The 16,272-nt window shown below is 53.7% G+C and carries 18 protein-coding genes and 1 tRNA gene; 5 read left to right on the top strand and 14 right to left on the bottom strand.

Annotated elements, in window-relative coordinates; translation table 11 throughout:
* The 11 genes from FO014_RS07540 to FO014_RS07490 all read right to left on the bottom strand — a co-directional run bounded on the left by FO014_RS07540 (position 1) and on the right by FO014_RS07490 (position 9,338).
* The gene (locus FO014_RS07540; RefSeq protein WP_160028727.1) at positions 1-1,212 is read right to left on the bottom strand and encodes a 1-propanol dehydrogenase PduQ; all 1,212 of its coding nucleotides are present in this window, start codon (positions 1,210-1,212) and stop codon (positions 1-3) included.
* Between the two features lie 12 nt (positions 1,213-1,224).
* Complete coding sequence (locus FO014_RS07535) at positions 1,225-1,482, bottom strand: EutN/CcmL family microcompartment protein (protein ID WP_105229588.1); 258 nt, start codon at positions 1,480-1,482, stop codon at positions 1,225-1,227.
* A gap of 23 nt (positions 1,483-1,505) precedes the next feature.
* On the bottom strand, positions 1,506-3,095 hold the full coding sequence (locus tag FO014_RS07530; protein WP_160028725.1) for an acetaldehyde dehydrogenase (acetylating): 1,590 nt from the start codon (positions 3,093-3,095) through the stop codon (positions 1,506-1,508).
* Positions 3,096-3,185: 90 nt separating this feature from the next.
* Positions 3,186-3,464 carry a BMC domain-containing protein gene (locus tag FO014_RS07525; protein WP_160028723.1) on the bottom strand — a complete coding sequence of 93 codons (279 nt, stop codon included), beginning with the start codon at positions 3,462-3,464 and terminating at the stop codon, positions 3,186-3,188.
* A 13-nt stretch (positions 3,465-3,477) separates the two neighbouring features.
* Positions 3,478-3,762 (bottom strand): BMC domain-containing protein, encoded by a 285-nt coding sequence (locus FO014_RS07520; protein WP_015670697.1) that lies wholly within the window; start codon positions 3,760-3,762, stop codon positions 3,478-3,480.
* Positions 3,763-3,785: 23 nt separating this feature from the next.
* Positions 3,786-4,064, bottom strand: a complete 279-nt coding sequence (locus FO014_RS07515; protein WP_015670698.1) for a BMC domain-containing protein — start codon at positions 4,062-4,064, stop codon at positions 3,786-3,788.
* Between the two features lie 502 nt (positions 4,065-4,566).
* Positions 4,567-5,085 carry a FidL-like protein gene (locus tag FO014_RS07510; protein WP_160028721.1) on the bottom strand — a complete coding sequence of 173 codons (519 nt, stop codon included), beginning with the start codon at positions 5,083-5,085 and terminating at the stop codon, positions 4,567-4,569.
* Entirely contained in the window at positions 5,082-5,876 is a 795-nt protein-coding gene (locus tag FO014_RS07505; RefSeq protein ID WP_160028719.1) for a winged helix-turn-helix domain-containing protein, read from the bottom strand. Before FO014_RS07505 ends, FO014_RS07510 begins: the two co-directional genes overlap by 4 nt.
* Positions 5,877-6,165: 289 nt before the next feature.
* Positions 6,166-7,551: a GntP family permease gene (locus FO014_RS07500; protein ID WP_160028717.1), complete on the bottom strand. Its 1,386-nt coding sequence runs from the start codon at positions 7,549-7,551 to the stop codon at positions 6,166-6,168.
* A gap of 2 nt (positions 7,552-7,553) precedes the next feature.
* Positions 7,554-8,516, bottom strand: a complete 963-nt coding sequence (denD, locus tag FO014_RS07495) for a D-erythronate dehydrogenase (RefSeq protein ID WP_160028715.1) — start codon at positions 8,514-8,516, stop codon at positions 7,554-7,556.
* 54 nt (positions 8,517-8,570) lie between these two features.
* Complete coding sequence (locus tag FO014_RS07490) at positions 8,571-9,338, bottom strand: DeoR/GlpR family DNA-binding transcription regulator (RefSeq protein WP_160028713.1); 768 nt, start codon at positions 9,336-9,338, stop codon at positions 8,571-8,573.
* A 399-nt stretch (positions 9,339-9,737) separates the two neighbouring features.
* Here FO014_RS07490 and FO014_RS07485 point away from each other — a divergent pair.
* The 3 genes from FO014_RS07485 to FO014_RS07475 all read left to right on the top strand — a co-directional run bounded on the left by FO014_RS07485 (position 9,738) and on the right by FO014_RS07475 (position 12,857).
* A tRNA-Leu gene (locus tag FO014_RS07485) sits at positions 9,738-9,822 on the top strand.
* A gap of 164 nt (positions 9,823-9,986) precedes the next feature.
* A complete protein-coding gene (locus tag FO014_RS07480) occupies positions 9,987-11,243 on the top strand; it encodes a tyrosine-type recombinase/integrase (protein WP_160028711.1) in 1,257 nt (418 codons plus the stop codon).
* A gap of 150 nt (positions 11,244-11,393) precedes the next feature.
* The gene (locus tag FO014_RS07475; RefSeq protein WP_160028709.1) at positions 11,394-12,857 is read left to right on the top strand and encodes a hypothetical protein; all 1,464 of its coding nucleotides are present in this window, start codon (positions 11,394-11,396) and stop codon (positions 12,855-12,857) included.
* Positions 12,858-12,869: 12 nt separating this feature from the next.
* On the opposite strand, the gene FO014_RS07470 is transcribed toward FO014_RS07475, so the two are convergent.
* From FO014_RS07470 to FO014_RS07460, 3 genes are all read right to left on the bottom strand, one after another.
* Positions 12,870-13,733 (bottom strand): HNH endonuclease, encoded by an 864-nt coding sequence (locus FO014_RS07470; protein ID WP_160028707.1) that lies wholly within the window; start codon positions 13,731-13,733, stop codon positions 12,870-12,872.
* Between the two features lie 532 nt (positions 13,734-14,265).
* On the bottom strand, positions 14,266-14,508 hold the full coding sequence (locus FO014_RS07465) for an ogr/Delta-like zinc finger family protein (protein ID WP_160028705.1): 243 nt from the start codon (positions 14,506-14,508) through the stop codon (positions 14,266-14,268).
* Positions 14,505-15,230, bottom strand: coding sequence for an NAD-dependent aldehyde dehydrogenase (locus FO014_RS07460; protein WP_160028703.1), 726 nt, complete (start codon positions 15,228-15,230; stop codon positions 14,505-14,507). Before FO014_RS07460 ends, FO014_RS07465 begins: the two co-directional genes overlap by 4 nt.
* A 531-nt stretch (positions 15,231-15,761) precedes the next feature.
* Here FO014_RS07460 and FO014_RS07455 point away from each other — a divergent pair.
* Together FO014_RS07455 and FO014_RS07450 are read left to right on the top strand one after the other, a co-directional pair.
* The gene (locus FO014_RS07455; protein ID WP_160028701.1) at positions 15,762-16,025 is read left to right on the top strand and encodes a helix-turn-helix transcriptional regulator; all 264 of its coding nucleotides are present in this window, start codon (positions 15,762-15,764) and stop codon (positions 16,023-16,025) included.
* Positions 16,022-16,267, top strand: a complete 246-nt coding sequence (locus tag FO014_RS07450) for a hypothetical protein (protein ID WP_160028699.1) — start codon at positions 16,022-16,024, stop codon at positions 16,265-16,267. The genes FO014_RS07455 and FO014_RS07450 overlap by 4 nt, the downstream gene beginning before the upstream one ends.
* Positions 16,268-16,272: the final 5 nt, after the last annotated feature.

The following is a 16,272-nucleotide window of genomic DNA, read 5'->3' as shown; positions in this document are numbered from 1 at the left end:
TCAATATCTCCTGATTCCTTCGCCTTGCACGTTGTCGCGCAAAGTCCGTAAGCTTGATGATGGGTCGTTGCCGGCGGCGCCGTGGTAAGCGCGGCGCAGCATGCTTTCGAAGTCGGCGAGGCTGGCCTCACGCGGGTTGGTCGGTGTGCAGCCGTCATGCAGCGCCTGATGCGCCATGTCGTTCAGGCAGACCTGGAAGCGGTGCTCGTCCAGCCCGGCGGCGTGCAGGCTGGCCGGCATGTTCATTTCCTGTTTCAGCGTGGCGATTGCCACTAGCAGGCTGTTAACCCCTTCGCGCGCGCTGGCGGCCGGCAGCGCCAGCAGGCGCGCCAGTGCGGCATATTTATGGGCGGCGGGGGTGGCGCACTCGCCGTCCAGATCGGCGTTAAAGGCGATGGCCTCATGCATCAGCAGCGCATTGGCCCGCCCGTGCGGTACGCCGAACATGCCGCCGAGGGCGTGCGCCATGCTGTGGGTGACCCCGAGCGAGGCGTTGGTGAACGCCATGCCGGCCATGCAGGAGGCGTTATGCATTTTCTCGCGCGCCAGCATATCGCTGCCCTGTTGGTAGCAGGGCAGCAGATGGTGGAACACCAGCTGCACCACCTTTTCCGCCAGCGCGTCGCTGAAATCGCTGGCGAGCCGTGAGACATAGGCCTCCAACGCATGGCACAGCACGTCCATGCCGGTGTCGGCGGTAATCACCGGCGGCACCGACGCCACCAGCCGCGGGTCAAGAATGGCGAGGTCGGGCAGCATAAACTCATCCACCAGCACCAGCTTTTCACTGCGCGCTTTGATGACGGAAAAGCTGGTGACTTCAGAGCCGGTGCCGCTGGTGGTGGGTATCGCGACGAAGCAGGGGCGTGGACGCCGGCGCTCCTGGCGACAGTGCCACAGCGTGTACATCACCGCTTTGGCCGCATCGATCACCGAGCCGCCGCCCAGAGCGATAATCAGCTCGGGGTAGTCGTCGTCCATCATCTTCATCCCGCTGACGATGGCGGCGATATCCGGATCGGAGGCGACGCTGTCATACTGGCGGCAGCGCACCTGCTGCTGTTGGAGCAGACGCGTCACCTGCTCCGCCATCCCCAGTTTCACCATCGCCTGATCCGTCACCAAAAACGCCGAACGGCCGGGCAGATCCCGCAGCGCGTTCAGTGCGTCTGCACCGAAATGGATTTTTGGCTTAATCAGAAATTCATTCATGCCTGCTTCCTCTTAACGCTCCCGGTGAACCTTCTCGACAATGGCGACGATCGACATGGCCTTGTAGCGCTCCTTGTTCAGCGCGAAATACTCCTCCACCAGCACCAGGTCATCCTCCCCGGCGCCGACGCTGTCGACCGCCACATAGGTCCGGTCTTTGATGGCCTGCAGGTCATCCCCCAGCGCCGTCACCAGCAGCAGGTTGCTGCCGCGCAGTTCGTCGCTTTTCTGTGTGGCCACCACGTGTCCGGTCACCCTTGCGAGAATCATGGTTATTACCTCTTATTGCCGTGTTACCGGGACATACGGCCAAGCACCGCTTTGATAATGTGCTCGACGTTCTCTTCGTTGATGTTGTTGTCCACCTGCGCCGCCGACGGGCTTACTACGCCGAAACGGTCGTCGGCCTGGGCGCACGGCGGCTGCGCGGCGGCCTGCGGCCCCGCCTGGAAGCGTGAGTCAGCGAAAATGCTGGTGTTGTAGTCCGGCCGGCTGCTGCTCTGCCGGGCGGGCTGACGCAGATCGTCGATGCTGCGCACGCCGTAGCCGACCTTGCGGATATTGATCAGGTTCAGCGGCCCGACGTTATCGGAGGTGGAACCGCCGCCGACGGCGCCGCAGCCGAGGGTCAGCGCCGGTATCAGGTTGGTGGTGGCGCCGATGCCGCCCAGCGCGGCAGGGGTGTTGATCAGAATGCGGTGCACCGGTTTTTGCAGCGCAAACTCGCGGATTACCTGCTGGTTCTGCGTGTGGATCACCAGCGTATGCCCCAGGCCTTCATTGGTGAGCAGCTCAACCACGCGGTCGCAGGCGTGCATCCAGTCTTCTTCGATATACAGCCCCAGTACCGGACAGAGCTTTTCACGGGCGTACGGGTTGCTGTGCGACACGCTGTCCTGCAGGGCGATCAGCACCCGGGTGTTCGGCGGTACGTTGAAGCCGGCGCGCTCGCTGAGGTAGATCGCGGTTTTGCCGACGATTTCCGGGTTGATCATGCCGTTCGGCCGCAGCAGAATATTGGCCAGGCGGCGGGCTTCGTCGTCATTCAGGAAGTACGCGCCCTGCGCCAGCAATTCGCGGTGCACATCCTGGTAGATGCATTTCTCCACGATGATCGACTGCTCAGAGGCGCAGATCACGCCGTTATCGAAGGTTTTGCTGGTAATGATGTCGCAGACCGCCTGTTTGACATCGGCGCTGCGTTCGATAAACGCCGGGCCGTTGCCCGGGCCGCCGCTGATGGTCGGCGTGCCGGAACTGTAGGCGGCGCGCACCATGCCTTCTCCGCCGGTCGCCAGGATCAGCGCCACGTCTTTGCTGTACATCAGGGTTTTGGTCGCATCCAGCGTCAGCTGGGTCAGGCCGTCGACGATGCCGGCCGGCGCGCCGGCCTGCAGGGCGGCATGTTTGACGACTTCAATCGCCCGTTGGCTGCACTGACGGGCGTTCGGGTGCGGGGAGAAGATAATCGCGTTGCCGGCCTTCAGGGCAATCAGCGTTTTGTAGAAAATGGTTGAGGTCGGGTTGGTGGAAGGCACCAGCGCCGTGATGACCCCCAGCGGTACGCCGACGTCCATCACCTTGGTTTCCCGATCGTCGCGCAGAATGCCGACGGTTTTGATCGCTTTAATATGCGAATAGACGTGCTCGGAGGCGAAGATATTTTTTAATACTTTATCCTGCCAATTACCGAAGCCGGTTTCTTCATGCGCCAGCTTGGCTAACTCTTCCGCATGCTGCGCGGCATATTGCGCAATCTGTTTAATAATTTCGTCGATCTTTTCCTGCGAATAACCGGAGAATATTTTTTGCGCCTGTTTGGCGTTATTAATTAAATTTCTCGCCTGCTGAATAGATTGTAAATCCGGATCTAATGTCGTCATTAGTCTATTCCCCTGAATAGGAAATTAATGGGTGCTCTCGGCGGTAGGGTAATAATGTCTATCGTGCTTTCACTATTTTCCCGGCTGTTATCAGGCTTTATGTTTAGCGGCGATTTTCTCAATATCGTTATGCGGGCGGGCAATCACCCGCGAAGAGACCACGTGGCCGATACGTCCGGCGGCCTCAAGGCCTGATTCCACCGCGGCGTTCACCGCGCCGACGTCGCCTCTTACCATCACGGTCACCAGGCCGGAACCCACGTTCTCATAGCCGATCAGCGCGATATTGGCGGCCTTGCACATGGCATCGGCGGCTTCAATCGCCGGCACCAGCCCTTTGGTCTCGATCAATCCGAGTGCGTCTTTCATGTACGGCTCCTGGTTATTCGGCAACTTTGTACTGTGCGACGATTTTCTGAATGTCGTTGTGCGGACGGGCGATAACCAGCGAGGTCACCACTTCACCGACGCGCTGCGCCGATTCCACGCCGGAGTCGACCGCCGCCTTCACCGCGCCGACGTCGCCTTTCACCATCGCGGTGACCAGGCCGGAACCGACGTTCTCGTAGCCAATCAGCTCCACGTTGGCCGCTTTACACATGGCGTCTGCCGCTTCTATGCAGGCCACCAGCCCTTTGGTTTCAATCAATCCTAATGCGTCACCCATGATCGTTCTCCCGATTCAGGTCGTTATGCCTTGTGTTTAATCACGATTTTGTTGATGTCGTTGTGCGGACGGGCAATCACCAGCGAAGTCACCACTTCACCGACGCGCTGCGCCGATTCCACGCCGGAGTCGACCGCCGCCTTCACCGCGCCGACGTCGCCTTTCACCATCGCGGTCACCAGCCCGGAACCGACGTTTTCATAGCCGATCAGTTCGACATTGGCCGCTTTGCACATGGCGTCCGCTGCTTCCACACAGGCCACCAGCCCTTTGGTTTCGATCAGACCTAATGCATCACCCATGATTGTTTCCTCCACAAAGTCAGTTGATGGGGTCATCACCCGACTGCGCCGTGGGCCATTTGCCCCTGATACGGCCAGTCACTGGCACTATGACCTCTTAAGTGATAATGCAAAATATAAATTCAATATGTTCGACATATTTAGTTTAAACATCTTATTTTCACGCTAATAACCCCGTTAATTTATCTGTTAATGCTGATTTTCTTGCGGGTAATAGCCGTGCTTACTGGTGAAAAATGGCGGCTGCGGCGTTTCATCTCTCCCCGTCTCAAACTTGTTAATAAAGTTGTTATCAGCCGGATTTTTTCGGTAACCGAGCGGGACGAAGAGTGTGGCCCAGCGCAAGTTTTTATCCGGCCGCAGCCCCGGCCTGAGGCTTGGCGGCGGGCGGTTTCAGCAGAGAAGGGGACGGGTTAACCTGGAAGGGATGCAGCGAAGAGGCGCAAAGCGCGGTGCCGCAGATGTCAAACACCGCGCAAATGACAGAGTGAAGGAGAGGGAATCAGCGGGCTGCGCCGGGCTTCAGCGTGCAGATATACAGCGGCGAGTTGATTGAACTGAGCAAGACCGTACGCGGGTTGATTTGCTCCACCGCCAGCAGCAGGCCGTCGTGGCTGTCTGACATTTCCCGCATAAAGTAGTCAAAAATCACGTCCGGCGACTGGTCAATGGAGGACTTGCTGGCGACCCAGCGGTTGATGCGGTAATAGCGGGTGCCGGGCGAGATGCGCTTGCTGGTGTAATCAAACTGCACGTAGCGCTGTAAATAGAGCCAGCCGGCGGCGGAGTCGGAATAGCCTTCTACCACGATCGAACCTTTATTATCGGCGTTAAAGCTGAAATGGATATTAACGTTGACGGATTCGGTCTCGGTATCTTCAAAATGCATAATCGCTTTGGTGGAGCAGTTTAACATATCGTTACGCCAGATGGCTTCGTGCCGGGCGGCGATATATATTGCCAGCAGCAGCAACAGCACAGAGCCGAAGAAAAAGCATTTCCCCCAGACTAATTTTTTCATACTGGCTTCCATGAATAATAAAAATAGTTATCGCAGTAGCTGAACGAATTATCCTGATGTTTGACGCAGTGCGCGAGAAAGGTGCGGCCTAATCCGTTGGACTGCAGCTTATCGCCGTAAAAGAACAGAAACTGCTCCCCGTTATGGTATTTGATGCCCTTCTTTTTCTTCACTGCGTTAAAGTTCTGCAGGTAATTATTACGCATGCGCGGATCCAGCATCATGTCGGTGGAAAACACCTCGACCGGCGTCTGCGCCAGCGGTGAAAGGCGCAGCGGCGTCAGGCTGCGGCCGTTGCTCCATGACCAGCCGAACAGCGCCAGCGCCAGCAATACCAGCACCGCGCCGCTGTAGCCCCAGTAGTGGTCATGGTCGCTGGCTGCGACGGGCGGTGCGCTTGCCGGCTCTGCGGCAGGCGGCGCGGGTTCGCTGGCCAGCACGGCGGGGTGCAGCGGCGCGTCGTCAATCACCTCTATCTGCAGCTCGGAGTTCAGCTCCAGCCGGCCGCGCGATACGGTGACGATCACGTTGTCGATGCCGTAGCGGCGAAACGCCTTGCGCAGCATGCTCAGATACTGGTTGAGGTTGCTGTTGGAAGAGACCAGGCCGTTATCGTCCCAGACGCGTTTCATGACGTCGTCGCGGCTGATAACGCCGGGATGCTGAATAATAAAGAACAGCAGGGCGTTGGCGGTGATGGTGAGCTGGGTATCGGACTTACCGCCGTCATTCAGCCGCAGTGAGCCTTCGGTGGCGTCATAATCAAGAAAGGCATTTATTCTGTACTTCATTATCGCCCCCGGGGTGTTGATAGCTCGCCATCGACCCGCTGCTGCCGGCGTAGCCGGCAATGATGCCCAGCGCGGCTTGGGAGATTTATCTAAACATGTGAACAATGATGCTGCGAATCATAGCCAGCGGCAGGCGGGGGGAACTTGATCGAGGTCAAGCCCCTTCCCGGCGGGGGAGCGACAAGCGGCGATTATGCCTGCCAGTTCACATTTTCGGCATAACAATCTGATAGTAAAGATTTTTCCTAAAGCCAGGGCGGGCGCGAAGCGTAACGCCCACCCCAGTGCGTTACAGCAGCCAGTCCAGCAGCACGACGCCCACCAGGCTGATCGCCCAGGCGATGGTGGTGGGCACTGACCACACCATAATCTGCTGCTTCACGTCCTTGATGCCCATCATGCGGTTCACCACCCAGAACATGCTGTCGTTAAAGTAGCTGAAGAACAGCGCGCCCATGGTCGCCGCCTGCGCCGCCGCCAGCATGTTGATGCCCGGCAGCTGGCTGACGATAGGGGCGGAGATGGACGCGGCGGTGATCATCGCCACGGTGCCGGAGCCCTGGATCAGCCGCACCAGCGTGGCGATAAAGAACGGGATCAGCACCGGCGACAGCGGCAGGCTGGCGACGTGCTGCGCCAGCAGGTTGCCGGTGCCGCTTTCGCGCAGCACCGCGCCCAGCGCGCCGCCGGCGCCGGTCACCAGTAGGATGATCCCTGCCGACTGCAGCCCTTCCTCCAGCCGCTCCAGCGTTTGCTGTTTATCGACCTTCGGCATCAGGGTGCTGACCGCCAGCAGTACGCTGATCGCCAGCGCAATCACCGGCGAACCGAGGAAGGCGAAGGTCTGCCCCCACAGGCTTTCCGTCAGTCCGCTGAAGCCGTCGAGCTTCGCCAGCATGCCGTTGACCGCGTTGATAAAGATCAGCGCGATCGGCGTAACGATCGGCAGCAGCGACAGCGTCAGCCCCGGCAGCGCCTTGGCGCCTTTTTCCGCCAGGTAGTTATCGTGGGCGACGCGCAGGTCCTGCGGCTCCTCGTCATCCATACTCGGCTGAAAATCCGGGTACTTCTTGCCCAACCAGCGGGCATAGAGCACGATGCCGATCACGCAGGGCACCGCCAGCACCAGCCCGGCCAGCATCATCGCGCCGATATCTACACCGAAGATGCCGGCCACCCCCAGCGGCCCCGGCGTCGGCGGCACCGCGTGGTGGGTGATGATCAGCCCGCCGGCCAGAGCGACGCCCAGCGTCAGCAGGTTACGCTGGCCCTTTTTGGCCAGCGCCTTCACCAGCGGATAGAGGATAACGAACGCCGAATCGACAAAGATGGGAATACTGACGATATAGCCGGTGATCGCCAGTGCCCACTCTTCGCGCTTTTTACCCAGCCATTTGATAAAGCTGTAGGCGATCTGTTCCGCCGCGCCGGAGACTTCCAACACCCGGCCCATCATCACCCCCAACCCGATCACGATACCGATGCTGCCGAGGGTAGAGCCGAAGCCCTTGGTGATGGTATCCACCGTCTGCACCGCGCTCAGCCCGCCGGAGATGCCGGCGATGGAGGCGGCGATCAGCATGGCGATCAGCGCGTGCACCCGGGTGCGCAGCACCAGAAACACCAGCACGAACACCGCCACCGCCAGACCGATAATCGGAATATACAATTCCATGCTCAGCCCTCGCCCTGCGCCTGCTCATCGCGCAGGAAAGCGCGGATCGCCTGCTGAAAATCTTCATCGGCGCCAAAGCCCATCGCCAGCGCGCGGCGCACGTCGAAGTTACCCGGCCAGCTGGCGACGATGCGGTTGATCGCTTCGTCCGGCTCAAAGCGCACCAGGCTGCTGACCTGTTCGCCGGCGACCTCGCGCAGCGCCGCCAGCATCTGGCGCACGCTGACGCTGATGCCGGGCAGGTTGACGGTGCGCGAGACGCCGAAGGCGCTGGCGGGCAGGGTAGCGGCGTGGATAAAGTTCTGCACCACGCGGCCGGGACTGGAGAGCCACAGCGTCAGCTCCGGCGATACCGGGCACACCGCCGCTTCACCGTGCAGCGGTTCGCGGATAATGCCGCTGGCGAACGACGAGGCCGCCTTGTTCGGCTTGCCCGGCCGCACGCTGATGGTCGGCAGGCGCAGCACGCGGCCGTCGACAAAGCCTTTGCGCGCGTAGTCGTTGATCAGCAGTTCGCACATCGCCTTTTGTGTACCGTAGGAGGACTGCGGCGTTACCGCGCAGCCGTCGTCGATCAGCGCCGGCAGCTCGCCGCCGAACACCGCCAGCGAGCTGGTGAAGATAAACTTCATCGCCGGCGCTTTGTGGCGTGCGACCTCCAGCAGCTGGCGCGTGGCATCGAAGTTGACCTGCATACCGAGGTCAAAGTCGCTTTCGGCGTGGCTGCTGACGATGGCGGCCAGATGGAACAACACGCCGCAGTCGGCATCGATCAGCGTTTCCGCCGCCTGCGGCTGGCTGAGATCGAGCGCCACGCAGCGCACGCGCGCGTCTTCTAGCGGCGGGCGCGGGGTATTAATATCCGCCAGGATCAGCCGTTCGAACGGCAGGACGTTGTTTTGCAGCAGCGCGGCGGCCAGACGCTGGCCGAGGAAGCCGGCGGCGCCGGTAATAATAATATTCATGGTGATACTCCTGTTCCCTAGTGTTGTTATGGTTGTTGTGTCTTGTGTGGCGCGTCAGAGGCTGACGCAGTGCAGGCGCAGTCCGCGCTCGTTAAGTTGCTGCTGGGTTTCTGTCGCCAGCGCGGCGTCGCACAGGATGTCGTCCAGCGCCTCCAGCGGGCAGACGCGGAACATGCCGTACTTGCCGAACTTGCTGCTGTCGGAGACCAGCACCCGCCGGCGCGCCACCTCCAGCAGCGCCTGTTTCACCAGCACTTTTTCTTCATGCGGCGTCGACAGCCCGTGCTCCAGATCCCAAGAGCTGGTGCTGATAAACGCCACGTCGATATTCAGCGTGCGCAGCAGCATGGCGGCGCTGTTGCCGACGCAGGAGTAGTTGCGCTGGTCCACCTGCCCGCCGGTGTGAAACAGGCTGAGCTGCGGGCGGTTCATCAGGTGTTGGATAATGGAGAAGTCGTTGGTGACCACCGTCAGGTTGAAGCGCTCCGCCAGGTTGCGGGCGATTTCAAAGGTGGTGGTGCCGGCGTCCAGATAGACCACCTGGCCATCCTCCACCAGGCCGGCGGCGTATTTGCCGATGGCGCGCTTATGGCGGTGGTGCAGCTGCATTTTTTCGTTGTAGGCCAGCTCTTGGCGCAGCGCGTCGCTCAGACGCACGCCGCCGCTGACGCTGACCACCTTGCCCTCTTCCTCCAGCACGCGGATATCGCGCCGCACCGTCATATGGGACACGCTCATCAGCTCCGTCAGCGCGGCGATGGGCACCAGCTGATATTCATGCACGTAGCGATAGATAAAATCACGGCGTTCGGATGGGATCATGCACTCTCCTGTTGGCCGCTGACGCCTGCAGAACGCGCGGCTGTTATTTTTTGTTATCTGCGAAGATAATTGACGATCTGGTTTAACAAGTAAGCGATATTTGTCACAAATAACGCGCAGGGGATGGATGGCGAGTGGGTGGCTAATTGATTGAAAATATTTATATTAATTGGGGTGTGTTGATAAAGAGGCGTGCACAAAACGCTGTGATAAATAATGTGACGGCTAACATATTTTGTTAGCGTTGAGGAGGGGAAACGGACGGCGGAGAGGGGCGCGATCGGCGCGCCGCCGGGCTACGCTGATTTTTTCGGCACTTAACGCGTTGAATCGGTGATAACTGTTGCACCCCGATAGCTGGCAGGTATAATGCACCCGTTTTCCGCATTCTACTTCAGTGCCGAAGTGGCGAAATCGGTAGACGCAGTTGATTCAAAATCAACCGTAGAGATACGTGCCGGTTCGAGTCCGGCCTTCGGCACCATTCCCCCTTCCGTAGTCGTCCGACGAAGTCCAAAAAATCCTTTAAAATCAATAGTTTTAGCCTTTCTGGCGTCCGCCATTGTCCGAGACCGTCCGTTGAAATCCAGGGGGCACTGGGGGCATAATTGGGGGCATCTCCACTTCGATAGAAAATGTGCCCCCAAAATGAAGCTAAACGCCCGCCAGGTCGAGACCGCAAAGCCCAAAGAGAAAACCTACAAAATGGCCGATGGTGGCGGTTTGTATCTCGAGGTTACGACGAAAGGTTCCAAGTATTGGCGGATGAAGTACCGCCGTCCCACCGATAAAAAAGAGGATCGGCTTGCTTTTGGTGTTTGGCCGACGGTCAGTCTTGCCGAGGCACGTAGCAAAAGAGATGAAGCCAAAAAGCTGTTGGCACAAGGATTAGATCCAAAAGCAGAGGAAAGGGAAGCCCAGGCTGAAACTGCGGGCGCATACACGTTCGAGACCATTGCCCGAGAATGGCATGCCAACAATAAGCGCTGGAGTGAGGATCACCGAGCGAGAGTGCTTCGCTATTTGGAACTGTATATTTTCCCTCACATTGGTGCCGCTGATATTCGTGGACTTAAAACCAGCCATCTTTTGGCACCGATTAAAGCTGTTGATGCCAGTGGTAAGCACGACGTAGCGCAGCGACTGCAACAGAGAGTTACGGCCATCATGCGTTATGCTGTTCAGAACGATTATATTGATTCTAATCCTGCTAGCGACATGGCCGGGGCATTAGCAACGACTAAAGCCCGGCACTATCCAGCATTGCCCCCACATCGTTTCCCCGAGTTCCTCGCACGGCTTGCAGCTTATCGAGGACGTCTCATGACACGCATCGCCGTAGAGCTTTCTTTACTCACTTTTGTGCGTTCTAGTGAGCTGCGTTTCGCCCGCTGGGATGAGTTCGATTTTGATAAAGCTTGCTGGCGTATACCGGCACAGCGTGAAGAAATCAAAGGTGTGCGCTACTCACACCGTGGCATGAAGATGAAAGAAGAGCATATCGTCCCGCTAAGCCGCCAAGCGTTGGTTTTGTTGGAGAAGCTGAGGACTTTAAGCGGAGAAAACAAGCGGTTGTTCCCCGGCGATCACGATCCCGATAAAGTCATGAGCGAAAACACGGTGAATAATGCACTGCGTGCAATGGGATACGACACTAAAACAGAGGTGTGCGGTCATGGCTTTAGGACGATGGCGCGTGGTGCTTTAGGTGAGTCAGGGTTATGGAGCGATGACGCGATAGAGCGCCAGTTAAGCCACTCAGAACGTAATAGTGTACGAGCGGCCTATATCCACACTTCTGAGCATTTAGATGAGCGGAGATTGATGGTGCAGTGGTGGGCTGATTACTTAAATGCAAACAAAGAAATATATGTTACACCTTATGATTATGCTAAGTCGAACTAGTTTGCAGACTTAGTTATGTGGGTTTTATGTAACCACCATCACGTTTCTCTGAGTTAGCCACCATATCCGCCTTGAAATATTAGCGGAATGAAGCGTAAGGTAGTTATGGGACTTTTTTACTGGATAGAATGATTTTTTAAGGAAATTACCATGCCTAAATTAAGAATATACTTCTCGGATTTTTTTAATGTTACACCAAAAATAATAAAAGACTATGGTGCTTTTAATATCTCTTTAATTAATGATCTTCCTTTGTTTATAGATCCATTTTTGTTGTTTAATAATGAAAAATACAAAGACTTGCATCAAGAAATAATAAAGTATGTTTCTTTTTTACGAGACCGGTCGCAACACGGTGAGTTGAATAGTGGCTTGATTAAAAGTTGGTTTTTATTTCCTGAGGTAAAGCAGAATTGGTTAGGCTATAGCATTGTTGGTAATGGTGGTAGTGGCCTAGGTATTGATTTCGCGAAATCATTAAATAACTCATTCTCTAGTATACTGAAGAATTTTGGCAAAGAAGAAATAACGGAAGGTAGTCACCTTGAGAAGTTGTGCTTAATTAAGGAAGGCGTTGGGAAGGATAGTGTAAGTGATTTTACTACTAACTTAATTAAATCTTTTTTATTAAAGTACACTGAAGGTTTTGCTAAAAAAAATATTGATAAAAAATATCTCTCAGAGCACACGGTGGCGAAGGTTGAATTTAATTATGAAACTCGGAGTTGGTCATCAAAGAAATTCACCCTGCCAACATATGATGGCGATTATGTTCTTTTAACGCCAAGAGATATACTTACAAAAGACGAAACTTGGATTAATAGAAATGAAATGATAGAAGATTTCAGAGATATATGTGATAGTATCCCTAATGATCAATTACGTGGCCAGTTATCAGATTACTTTAATAGGTGTTTGCCTGATGAGGCAAAGAAAAAAGAAAGAGAGCTAGCCGCGGATTTAACAATAAAGAATTATCCTAGCTTCATAGATTATTATATCCGTTATAAAGAAAAGAATCCAAATGGGGCTAATCGCGAGAGTGATGCAAAGGTCAGTGAAACTGAACGTAGATATGTTGAGGCTGTGCAGCTTTTAGTTAATATGATTTTTGAAAGGAATGAGGACTTCTTTTATGCAAAGGATGATACGTTCGAAGAAGCTTATAAACGCGTTAGCTATCTTAAACAAGTAATCGAAAATAACAATGGATACAAAGTATTCTACTTGAATGGTGTCCCTGTTAAACGAGAAGCAGATTTGCAATTAATGTTTCGATTGACATGGTTTGCTAGTATTTCAGATGTAAACAGCGAAGTTGATAATGGTAGAGGGCCCGTGGATTACAAAATATCACGAGGTTCGAAGGACAAAACGTTGGTCGAATTTAAATTAGCTAGTAACTCTAAGCTAAAGCAGAATCTAGCAAATCAGGTTAAAGTCTATGAATCAGCAAATGAAACTAAAAAATCTATAAAGGTGATTTTGTATTTTAATGATACAGAACTGTCTAAGCTGACTAAGGTATTTAAAGAACTAGGGGTTAAGGAAAGTAAGGAGTTGGTTTTAATTGATGCTAGACCTAATAAAGTATCTGCTTCCAATGTAAAATAACCCCTTTCGGGGTTATTTTTTAATTTTACACTTTAACTCTTCAATGCTGAAGGGAGGGCTTCTTTTATGGATCATTTTATGACAATTTGAACAAATGGTAATCACATCTTTTAGATGAGTTTGAATTATTTCTTCTGAGTTTCTTTCAGATAGTGGATTTAAGTGGTGACATTCTATGAATTCTTTGCCTATATCGCCGTAATACTCTTCAAAATCAAAGTTACAAACATGACAGCGATATCCATGTATTTCTTTTGCTATTGATACAAGCCGTGGATTCCTAGAGAAGAAAGAGGTTTCCTTTCTTTGTCGTAGCCCTTCTGTAAATGAATATTCATTTTTTAAATTATTACCATACATTGATTTTCTTATTTTACGCAGATATCCATCTGCGCCGTCATGGACATTTAGTCTTTCTTCCACAACTCTATAAATGCTACCGTTTGGGCGAAATTTATGGCTGTATCCTAAATCATTCACTAGCTCTTTCCATGTGTAGCTAATTACTTCAGACTCAAATAAAAAAATTAGAGGGAAACGCTCGTCACCCCATAATGATTTTGATAACTCAGGTGATGATTCATTTAATATGAATTTTATCTTGCATAATATAGGTATATCTCCCTCCTTAGCCCTTGTCCTGACAAGCAAAACAATATCGCCAATTTTAATTTTTTTTATTATGCTTGCAGCTCCTTTGGGTACACCCCATGCGTTGCAAAATCCATCACTGAACTCCTTGTTTAAGATTTTCTGTGTGCTTTCTGGATTGCTAGTGAAATTAGAAATTATCTCCGTCTTTATTTTTTTATAAACCGTTCTGGGGAACGCACTCTCCGCTCCTTTTATACCAACTTCATGGAAGTAAAATTGCATTAATACATCCTTTTTTTTTGGATACTCAGTTTGGATTATTTATAAGGATATACTTCTAGATAGATATTTGTCTACATACATATATATTGAATGTGAAGTAGTTATATGATATCAAAAATGATGGGTTTCGGTCATCACCGGGCAGTATTTTCTCCCATTTGGCCTGAACTTCTTAGAAGCCCGCTAACCGACTCAAATAACACCATCCCTATCCAGTATTCCCACGAATGTGCGCGCCGCAACGGCAAACATAGATCGAGAAAATAGATAATTAATACTCCCGCGCGCAATGCTATCCCCGCCTCGCCTGCGCGCTTCATGTGCCGCTTTTCATGCAGTTGCATGAAAAGCGGCAGGCCGTGCCAGTACTGGTGCGGCAGGGGATGAAAAGTGCATTTTCTTGCATGCAAAATCATGCACCCTATGCATGCACGCGCAATTTGAGGCTGGCTAGCCAGGAAAAAGGTTGTTTGGGATGAGGCGTAAGGGCTACGCCCCGCGATGCTGTTGAGAGCGGCGGGGCTGCATGGGGTTAGTGTTGGGTGTGATGATGGCTGTAGCGATTTAACGTCTGTTTCTCCGGCGGTGGCAAGTCGTTTCCGTCGGTCGTCTGCGCCTGTCGCGGTTGGCTCAGGATTTTATTGACGCGCTCTACCGTCTTGAACGTGCATGAACAGCTCAGGTTTTGGCACTGGTAATACGCCTCTTTCGTCCGGTTGATATAGCGGCTGGTGCGGGTATAGGACGCATGAGTGCACAGCGGGCAGCGCATCATGATTTGGCCCCTTTCTGCTGCATACGGTGGCGTTTTTCCTTTAATTCTGTTGCCAGGCTCATACGTCGCGCTGGGCTTTCTTGCAGTTCCGGCAATACGCCGGTTTCTTCTGGTATCGTCAGGCCAATATCATTGAGCACCGGGTGGTCGATATTTTGCTGTGCGATAGCAGCCAGGATATGGCCTTGTAACGTTTTCAGCAGGTGTTGTTCAATGGTTTTCATCGGGTTATCCCCGTAGACGCCGTAAGCCTGTACAGCCAATGTGCAAACCTTGATAACGTCAGGGTTGATAAGTGTCGTGCTCAGCGCGTCTACTGCCTGGCGCATCGCATGATTTGCAAAGGCCGTGAGGGCTGCCTCATGGGCTGCGACGACCTTCGGGGCTGTGCCGCCGCAATTGAGGTGAAGCTGCATTTTATCCAGCTCCATCTCTTCAATCAGGCCGTCGAATTCCTTCGCCAACTCCCGCTTGGCAATCCGGTTGTGGTGCTGCGCTTGCAGCTCCGGGGTCATTTCCCCGCGCAGTTTACGGAACAGGGTGCGCCATTGGCTTTCCGCCTCATGGCTGTCGACTTCGGTGTCTTTCTTCTGTTGGTGACAGCGGGCAATGCCCGCTACAACGTCGGTCAGCGCCTGATAGTTTTTATCGTGGGCGGTGTGGGCGTCACGCAGGGCTTGCAGTTTGTCGGTGATGTCTTGCGGTAAAGCGGTGGTGTTCATGGTGGTCTCTCCGGTGTCAGTCAATGTGGGGTTATTCTGCTGACGGCCACACAACATCGCCATTCATCCCGGTTGGACTGTCCGTAGAACAACAGCGTCAAAAACTGATGCTAAAACCATCAATGCGTTTTTAGTTTTAATTAAAACTATTCACCACTGTTCACCAAGGTAAAAAAATATAGTTAAATCAGTAAATAACAGGATGAACAGTTCTCTTTAAACTCTTCACCCGGTGTTCACCACTGTTCACCCATCCCAAAATGACCTTTTCCCTGGCTAGCCGGGTGTTGTCTGTTTTTACCTATTGATAATGGCTTATCTTTCCATATTTTTTTAAATGATAACGGTATCTCAGCAATCCTCACCAATATTCAGTATTTGTCATCAATCTGACTGTTTTTACAACGATTATTGTGTTCCTGTAGCCACACATGGCTTGTTGCCACCCCGTAAAATATTCACATAATAGGGCGCTACCTAAGTTCACTCATCTCCGGCCAGCGTTGGCCGGACACCAAGAGGTAGCGTTTTATGATGGCTGTTTCCACCCTTTCCGATAGTGCACCGTCGCCGGTTCATCACAGTGGCTACACCCCGCGCGAACGTTTTATTCGTCTGCCGGAAGTGCTCTACACCACCAGTCTGTCCCGCTCTACCGTGTACGAGCTGATGCGCCGCCAGCAGTTCCCGGCCCAGGTTTCCCTCGGTGGTAAAAATGTCGCCTGGCTGGCTTCTGAGGTTGAGCAATGGATGCAAGAACGTATCGTCAACCGTCACCAGGGGGCTGCCGTATGATGCAGTTAACGCTGGGCCAGCACAGTTTTACCCTGAACGACAACGACGCGCTGTTTGTGGCTGAGTCCATCCTGTTGCAACGCAAGCAACCGGATATTGTCTTGCCTGAGCATCGCAGCGAAAAGCACGGCGTGATCCGTTTGGCGAGTCGCCAGGCCGAACCGCGTCTGTTCCGCGCCGGGTTGGTGCCGCTAACCAGCGCCGCCGCCGATTCTCGCAACGACCAGCTGACCGACTGTTGATCACT

This window comes from Serratia rhizosphaerae, from assembly GCF_009817885.1.
In the GTDB taxonomy this organism is placed as follows: Bacteria; Pseudomonadota; Gammaproteobacteria; order Enterobacterales; family Enterobacteriaceae; genus Serratia_B; species Serratia_B rhizosphaerae.
This window is presented reverse-complemented; position numbering and strand designations above follow the sequence as displayed.

What these genes read in the sequence shown, in the direction of transcription:
- FO014_RS07450 (WP_160028699.1), top strand. Translation starts at nt 16,022, where the DNA reads ATGATGCAGTTAACGCTGGGCCAGCACAGTTTTACCCTGAACGACAAC.
- denD (WP_160028715.1), bottom strand. Translation starts at nt 8,516, where the DNA reads ATGAATATTATTATTACCGGCGCCGCCGGCTTCCTCGGCCAGCGTCTG.
- FO014_RS07525 (WP_160028723.1), bottom strand. Translation starts at nt 3,464, where the DNA reads ATGAAAGACGCACTCGGATTGATCGAGACCAAAGGGCTGGTGCCGGCG.
- FO014_RS07510 (WP_160028721.1), bottom strand. Translation starts at nt 5,085, where the DNA reads ATGAAAAAATTAGTCTGGGGGAAATGCTTTTTCTTCGGCTCTGTGCTG.
- FO014_RS07470 (WP_160028707.1), bottom strand. Translation starts at nt 13,733, where the DNA reads ATGCAATTTTACTTCCATGAAGTTGGTATAAAAGGAGCGGAGAGTGCG.
- FO014_RS07455 (WP_160028701.1), top strand. Translation starts at nt 15,762, where the DNA reads ATGATGGCTGTTTCCACCCTTTCCGATAGTGCACCGTCGCCGGTTCAT.
- FO014_RS07520 (WP_015670697.1), bottom strand. Translation starts at nt 3,762, where the DNA reads ATGGGTGACGCATTAGGATTGATTGAAACCAAAGGGCTGGTGGCCTGC.
- FO014_RS07530 (WP_160028725.1), bottom strand. Translation starts at nt 3,095, where the DNA reads ATGACGACATTAGATCCGGATTTACAATCTATTCAGCAGGCGAGAAAT.
- FO014_RS07460 (WP_160028703.1), bottom strand. Translation starts at nt 15,230, where the DNA reads ATGAACACCACCGCTTTACCGCAAGACATCACCGACAAACTGCAAGCC.
- FO014_RS07500 (WP_160028717.1), bottom strand. Translation starts at nt 7,551, where the DNA reads ATGGAATTGTATATTCCGATTATCGGTCTGGCGGTGGCGGTGTTCGTG.
- FO014_RS07505 (WP_160028719.1), bottom strand. Translation starts at nt 5,876, where the DNA reads ATGAAGTACAGAATAAATGCCTTTCTTGATTATGACGCCACCGAAGGC.
- FO014_RS07540 (WP_160028727.1), bottom strand. Translation starts at nt 1,212, where the DNA reads ATGAATGAATTTCTGATTAAGCCAAAAATCCATTTCGGTGCAGACGCA.
- FO014_RS07515 (WP_015670698.1), bottom strand. Translation starts at nt 4,064, where the DNA reads ATGGGTGATGCATTAGGTCTGATCGAAACCAAAGGGCTGGTGGCCTGT.
- FO014_RS07490 (WP_160028713.1), bottom strand. Translation starts at nt 9,338, where the DNA reads ATGATCCCATCCGAACGCCGTGATTTTATCTATCGCTACGTGCATGAA.
- FO014_RS07535 (WP_105229588.1), bottom strand. Translation starts at nt 1,482, where the DNA reads ATGATTCTCGCAAGGGTGACCGGACACGTGGTGGCCACACAGAAAAGC.
- FO014_RS07480 (WP_160028711.1), top strand. Translation starts at nt 9,987, where the DNA reads ATGAAGCTAAACGCCCGCCAGGTCGAGACCGCAAAGCCCAAAGAGAAA.
- FO014_RS07465 (WP_160028705.1), bottom strand. Translation starts at nt 14,508, where the DNA reads ATGATGCGCTGCCCGCTGTGCACTCATGCGTCCTATACCCGCACCAGC.
- FO014_RS07475 (WP_160028709.1), top strand. Translation starts at nt 11,394, where the DNA reads ATGCCTAAATTAAGAATATACTTCTCGGATTTTTTTAATGTTACACCA.